Source organism: Enterococcus sp. BWB1-3 (assembly GCF_016745275.1).
GTDB lineage: Bacteria > Bacillota > Bacilli > Lactobacillales > Enterococcaceae > Enterococcus_L.
In genome coordinates, this window is sequence record NZ_JADOEP010000050.1 from 1 (window position 1) to 6081 (window position 6081).

The following is a 6081-nucleotide window of genomic DNA, read 5'->3' on the forward strand; positions in this document are numbered from 1 at the left end:
AGTCTGATCAGGACAGTCTGGTATCCGCCAGACTTCCCAGACTTAAGCCACATTCCAAGAGGCTCACTGTCAAATCAACTCACAACTATAAAAGCTTCTTGTTCAAATTGTTGTCTGGGGGTTTGATACCCTAAAATTCTTCTTGGTAAGTCATTCATACCATCTTCTATCCGTTGAATGTCTTTACGCCCATACTGTTCCAGGCTCTCATACTTTGGGATCTTTCGGCGAATCATGCGATTATGATTCTCATTCGTCCCTCGTTCACAAGAAGTATAGGGGTGCGTAAAATAGACTTCACAGTAACCTTTCAATGTGGCAGCCAGTGTGGTGAACTCTGAAGTAATTGTTTTGAAGAGTCGTTTGAAGGAACGGCTGCCGTACTCTTTGATTAGCTGTCGGATACCATAGGCCACAGAGTCAGCGTCTTTACCGTCAATGAGCCGGATGATCTCAAAACGACTTTTGCGCTCAGTTAACGTAAGCAGAGTCGTTTCAGCCCCTCCACGCTTTCCGATGACTGTATCGATTTCAAAATGACCGAACTCTTGACGCTCTTCAATGTGGGCAGGCCGTTCTTCAATACTTTGACCCAACACTTTCTTATTTTTACGGGTGTATTTCTTGGTACGTTTTCGGCTGACCTGACAGTTTAAATCGATGTTTCTGACTTCTAAAAGCTGGGCATCAATGTACTTGTATAAGGTGGTTGTACAAACCATCTCTTCAGGAGAAAACAGTCCGGTACGTTTGGTGGTGCCGACAACGACATCCGGTGCATAGTCCGCCGTTTTGAATAACTTAACGAAGTAGGCTAAAAAAGATCGTACTTGGACAAATTTGCAGGGACGGTGGCAGTTCTGTCGCTTGATTTCATAGCGGTTCTGAGCGAATTCCGGGTCGTACTTCATAGAGAAGTGCTTAATCCCATTGACTTTGCGCACCTGTTCAACCGTTCCACGAGCAAGTTCGTTACTGATGGTCTGCCGATTAACACCGATTCGACGAGCTATTTCACCATGAGAAAGAGCTTCTTCCAGCCAGCCGGCGATTTTTCCCCGTTCAATGGAAGTTAGGTGTTTTCCTTTCCTGCGTTCTATAGTAGAATGTGTATAAGTCATAGTGAAAAGTCTCCTTATTGATTGGTGTTGGAACCTCAATAATACACGATTTTTCACTAGGATGTTTTTTTATTTTTTAGGTGGCTAACTTGATTATAAAATTTGCGTTTCAGAAGCATTATAAAATAATCTAATTCAGTGAATAGTAAATCTACAAATTCCCAATACTATTTTTATAAGGAAGTTGTGACAATGCTTCTCCATGCGACGAGTAACCGCAGGAGCAGAAGTGTGCTGTCTCAAGAACCAGGTAGGTATCATGCATCATCTACTCTGACAAGTCAATCATAGTGATTTATTTCCAGAACTGCTGTCTCTACGAGTCTAACGATTCTCGAGACAAAACATTACGCTGTAGCCGTTTTTCTGCGTCTACGGTTCTCACTACACTACACTTCCTTTCGATCTCATCAATTTCTAAACGGCAGAGCCATTAAGAATTGAAGGACTTCGTTCCGATCCTCGAAGCATGGAGGGGCTTTGCTCCTACGCTTCTTCGAATGCTCGTCGCATGTCTGGGCGGCATGCAGGAACTTGCTCCTACGGGTTATCCGAATTAGGTGTAAAAGACATTGTTTGCCAACCACCTCCAGAAACTTATTGTATTTCTTTAATAGTCAACTCCTTAACATTTTGCATGTTTAAACACGCTCCTTTAAATAATATTTTACCAGGGTGTTACTGTAACATACGTATTTGGTTAACAGTAAAGTCTTTCCTGAACCCTAAGATTTTCTTCCTAAACAAGTTATCTGGTTAAAATGCCTCGTTCAGGAATACCTTCCATTTTAAATTTAAAACTATGACATACTACATTCATTATTAAAGAGAGAATGTTGACTATGAAACAACAATCAATAAAAAAAAAGCCACTGTATTCTGAAAAACTTAAAATGATAAAAGGCGAAAGAAAAACTGTGAAGCGCCCACATGGTTAGGATTAGTGACTACTTACACAGTTAATATTATATTCTCGGTTACTTCAAGGTTTATATTAAACTCGCCTAACAGTAGATTTTTATTTCTGTACTCCATATCTCCTATCCCTGAAGAAAAATTACTACACAGTATTTTCCTTCAACTTCTCCTTAATTTTTTGCGCTTTCCCTAAAGAAAAGTTTCTGACCAACTCTGAATCAAAATATAGTGAACGTTTTTTAAAATCTATTTCTTTAACGTTAAAGATATTTACTAAACACGCTCGACTAATTCTTGTTAACATAGGATATTTCTTTTCAAACTCACTAATTTTTCCATAAAATTCGTACTGCCCTTCTTTAGTACACAATGACAATCTATGTGGTAATTTTGAAGCTTCTACAAAATAAATTTCATTTATATCAAAAGTAAATGTTTGAGAACCTATGGAAAAAACAAATGCTTGATTCGTAACCTGTTTTGTCGCATCTATCCTTTTTTGAGCTAATAACAATAACTCAACAATCTCGTTTCGATACTCATCTAGTGTTTGATCTTTTGTTACAAATCCTAACGTTTCAACTCTTCTTTTTATCGTTACGGGTAACATCTCATCATGTGTAGTTGTAAAAATGATTTTTGCTTGAACATCATATTTTCTGATTACTTCTGCTAATTCTATACCATCAATTTCATGATTTAAATCAATATCTAAAAAATATATTCCTTGCTTTGGTCGGAATTGTTTGAGATATTTCTTAACTTCTAACGGACTTTGCGTTTTCAATACTATCTTAAATACTTCATCGTGAAAAAGAATGAAATTATCAATAATTCGTTCTAACTGATTTAATTGTACAATTTGATCTTCACATAATATTATTGGATAACTCATAGATCCTCCTTCCCTCAAAATAACAAAATAACTTGAGTAGCAAATTGATACGGATCGTTTTGATAGTTCACAAACATATTGGGATTCTTTTTATTGATTTCCTCTATACTAGATAATCCTAACCCTTGATGTCCCTTTTTTGTTGTTATTCCTTTTTTCATTAGAGTATCTATAGAGAGTAGTAACTCTTTACAACTATTCGATATCGAAATTTCTATCTGTTTATCATCTCGGTAAATAGCCAGAGACAGTTCTCTATCTTGACTCTCTGTAGATGCTTCAATTGCATTATCAAGAATAATTCCAAGTACCCTAATACAGTCGAATATTGGAACAGGAACTTCAACAATAGTACTTGGACATTCGAATTTACAACAAATTTTATTATTATTTGCTTGGTATAGCTTCGCTATAAACAAACTTTTCAAATAATCATTTTTTATATTCTTTAAATAACGATATTCAAACTTATTGGTTAGATAATAATTAGAATAGATTTCTAATTCTTTTATTTCCTTTTCTAATAGTGAATCATGATTTTGATTGGCAATTTCCTTTAAACTCAACAATAGATTTTTATAGTCATGTCTAAATTTAGCAAATTTTTCTTGGTCTTTTTCCAGTGAGTCAGTATATTTTTTCAGATAAACCAATTCTTTTCTTTTCAATTGCTGTTCATATTGTTCTCGTTGCCTAATGGTTATTCTAATAAATAAAAACAGAACAACAAACATTTGAATGATTAAAAATACTAAGACACCAAACACAAAATGATCAAATACTTGATATTGATGAGCAACATATGAAACAAATAAACCAATTGTAAGTAAATAAATCATGAATATAGCAGTAATCTTAGAACTGTACTGTTCAACAATCTTGCTTATATCTAATTTCCTGTATAGAAAAATAAAAATCAATAATAATAAACAATCGAGCATTATTTGAAACAAAACATAGCCATATCCCTTTATTCCTTCAAATGAAAATATAGAGGTCATAGTTAATGAACTAACTAGGGATATAGAATCATAGGTAAGCATACACAAAAGTAATTTATTCAAAAGTACTATATTACTTTTATTTTTTTCTTTTAATATAAAGTAACCTCCAATTATAGGTAGAACTTCAGAAATATCAGTAAATAATTCAACAAAAAAAGTAAGAGGTAACAATAAGCACATAAGCAAGTATTTTTTCTTATTAAGACTGGGATCAATCATATAGTACAAAAGAAAAAAGAAACAATTGCCCACAAACATTCTCAATAAGTAAGCCTTTGTATCGATAGTAATCAAGAGAACACCTCCTGATCATAGAATAACATAAAAAATTATTAACTACACTTTTTAAATAGTGTAAAGACACACTGTGCTAAATTTGACATTGGTATTCCTTGCTTTCCAGATTTATTCCCTCCTTTAATTTTTTTTAGCTCTTGATCTGAACACTGTTTAGTATTCAGTCTATTTTTTTTATCCATTATGATTCCCCCTAAAAAATATAAATACCTTTTATAGCGCTGATTCAATATACCTATTTTTCTAATTAAAAAATTTTGAGACAGCTTTAATATTATTAGTACAATTAAAACTGAGATTTATCTCCATAATCTGCTCGATATACATCATTTATACCAGCAGTTCTTCCGATTTTTCTCAAATTTTTTATTAATTCCTTTTGATATTCAGTAAATCTTATTTTATTAGTATAAGCAGTAAAGTATAAATAATTTACCAATCTATTTATTAAAGGACTGGGATCTAATTCATATTTTTGTTTTTCTAATTTTAAATATACCTTTTTTAAAACCTCAAGAATATCAGAATATTTAGGATCTTTACTTATCGAGAGTTCATTATATAATTCATGAACAAGTTATTTAGCATTTTTTTTATTTTAGCACTTCCCTGGAATTGCTCCACCTAAAAAACCACCTATGGACATTCCTGCAATACAAGTAGTTGCCTTGACCCAATCGACTGTACATTTATTTTTAGCGCAATAAACTCCATTTCCATAGTACTTTCCACTATGAGTTGTTCTTCCATAGATAAGTTGTGTCTCTTTAATAGACGATGGTTTTAAATGTTTCATAATCTAATCACTCCTAAATTAATGTTTTTAGGCCATCATTTTAGCATTCATTAGAATTCAAAAAACAAGTCCTTCTTGAAACACAGTAAAATAATTCCTGAATAAAAAATTTAAACATTTTTAAGTATATAAACTAGATATATTCTTCTACATTTTTTCAAAACGCACTTCGTACATAATAAACCTTAATTGCATCAATCTTTTTCACCTGTTGATCCATCTTAAGTTGAATCAACATAAAACGAGTCACATCATTTGTTTTTTCTTCTCCAAACAACAAGTAATGATCGGGTTAATTCATATCTTGTGTCACATAATGAATACGACCACTTGTGCATGTATGCTAATAAAGTAGACAGCTTTTTTGCTATACTATTAATAAATTAGACACTATTTAAGAAAGGACTTTTGATCATGGTAGACAAACGTAAAACAAAGCGAAAGTTTGACGAGGAATTTAAAAAATCAATCGTAAAACTTTATGAAAGTGGAAAATCACAAAACGTATTAGCTAAAGAATATGGTATTGCCCTATCTTCTGTCGCTCGATGGGTGAAACAATATTCTGAAGTTAAAATCGATGACGATACGATCCTCACGGCTCGTCAGATTAAACAACTTCAGAAAAGAAATCTCCAATTGGAGGAAGAAAATCTAATCCTAAAAAAAAGCGATTGCCATATTCACGCCACACTCAACAAACGATTAAGCGCGATTCGTATTCTACGACATGAGCACTCTGTTGTCACTCTCTGCAGGGTTCTTAAAGTCAATCGCTCGACTTACTACAAACGTTTTTCTGGAAAAATAGCTCCTAGAATAGCAGAGAATCAATAATTAAGAACGATCATTTTAGAAATCTATACGACTTCTAAAAAACGAGTAGGTCCTGCAAAAGTAAGACGTATGCTTCTACGTGACTATGGCATTTCTATTAAGTATTGGTCGAGTCTATCGTTTAATGAGTACCATGAATTTACCTGAAATGTCTACAGTGAAACCTGTCTTTAAAACGACCAAAAGTCAGGTTTCTTTGAAGCGCCCAAACTA

7 protein-coding genes are annotated in these 6081 nt (G+C 33.4%); 1 reads left to right on the forward strand and 6 read right to left on the reverse strand.

Going from position 1 to position 6081, the window contains the following annotated elements:
• Positions 1 to 74 precede the first annotated feature (74 nt).
• The 6 genes from IW492_RS17590 to IW492_RS17615 form a co-directional block, all read right to left on the reverse strand.
• A complete protein-coding gene (locus IW492_RS17590) occupies positions 75 to 1121 on the reverse strand; it encodes an IS30 family transposase (RefSeq protein WP_202069386.1) in 1047 nt (348 codons plus the stop codon).
• 1060 nt (positions 1122 to 2181) lie between these two features.
• On the reverse strand, positions 2182 to 2934 hold the full coding sequence (locus IW492_RS17595; RefSeq protein WP_202069387.1) for a response regulator transcription factor: 753 nt from the start codon (positions 2932 to 2934) through the stop codon (positions 2182 to 2184).
• 14 nt (positions 2935 to 2948) lie between these two features.
• Positions 2949 to 4232, reverse strand: coding sequence for a GHKL domain-containing protein (locus IW492_RS17600; RefSeq protein WP_229441161.1), 1284 nt, complete (start codon positions 4230 to 4232; stop codon positions 2949 to 2951).
• A gap of 38 nt (positions 4233 to 4270) precedes the next feature.
• On the reverse strand, positions 4271 to 4417 hold the full coding sequence (locus IW492_RS17605; RefSeq protein WP_202069388.1) for an EntF family bacteriocin induction factor: 147 nt from the start codon (positions 4415 to 4417) through the stop codon (positions 4271 to 4273).
• Between the two features lie 104 nt (positions 4418 to 4521).
• The gene (locus tag IW492_RS17610; protein ID WP_202069392.1) at positions 4522 to 4782 is read right to left on the reverse strand and encodes a bacteriocin immunity protein; all 261 of its coding nucleotides are present in this window, start codon (positions 4780 to 4782) and stop codon (positions 4522 to 4524) included.
• Positions 4783 to 4833: 51 nt separating this feature from the next.
• Positions 4834 to 5031: a class II bacteriocin gene (locus IW492_RS17615; protein ID WP_202069389.1), complete on the reverse strand. Its 198-nt coding sequence runs from the start codon at positions 5029 to 5031 to the stop codon at positions 4834 to 4836.
• A gap of 414 nt (positions 5032 to 5445) precedes the next feature.
• On the opposite strand from IW492_RS17615, the gene IW492_RS17620 reads away from it, so the two are divergent.
• Complete coding sequence (locus IW492_RS17620) at positions 5446 to 5868, forward strand: transposase (RefSeq protein ID WP_202069390.1); 423 nt, start codon at positions 5446 to 5448, stop codon at positions 5866 to 5868.
• Positions 5869 to 6081 lie beyond the last annotated feature (213 nt).

What these genes read in the sequence shown, in the direction of transcription:
- IW492_RS17595 (WP_202069387.1), bottom strand. Translation starts at nt 2,934, where the DNA reads ATGAGTTATCCAATAATATTATGTGAAGATCAAATTGTACAATTAAAT.
- IW492_RS17605 (WP_202069388.1), bottom strand. Translation starts at nt 4,417, where the DNA reads ATGGATAAAAAAAATAGACTGAATACTAAACAGTGTTCAGATCAAGAG.
- IW492_RS17620 (WP_202069390.1), top strand. Translation starts at nt 5,446, where the DNA reads ATGGTAGACAAACGTAAAACAAAGCGAAAGTTTGACGAGGAATTTAAA.
- IW492_RS17590 (WP_202069386.1), bottom strand. Translation starts at nt 1,121, where the DNA reads ATGACTTATACACATTCTACTATAGAACGCAGGAAAGGAAAACACCTA.
- IW492_RS17615 (WP_202069389.1), bottom strand. Translation starts at nt 5,031, where the DNA reads ATGAAACATTTAAAACCATCGTCTATTAAAGAGACACAACTTATCTAT.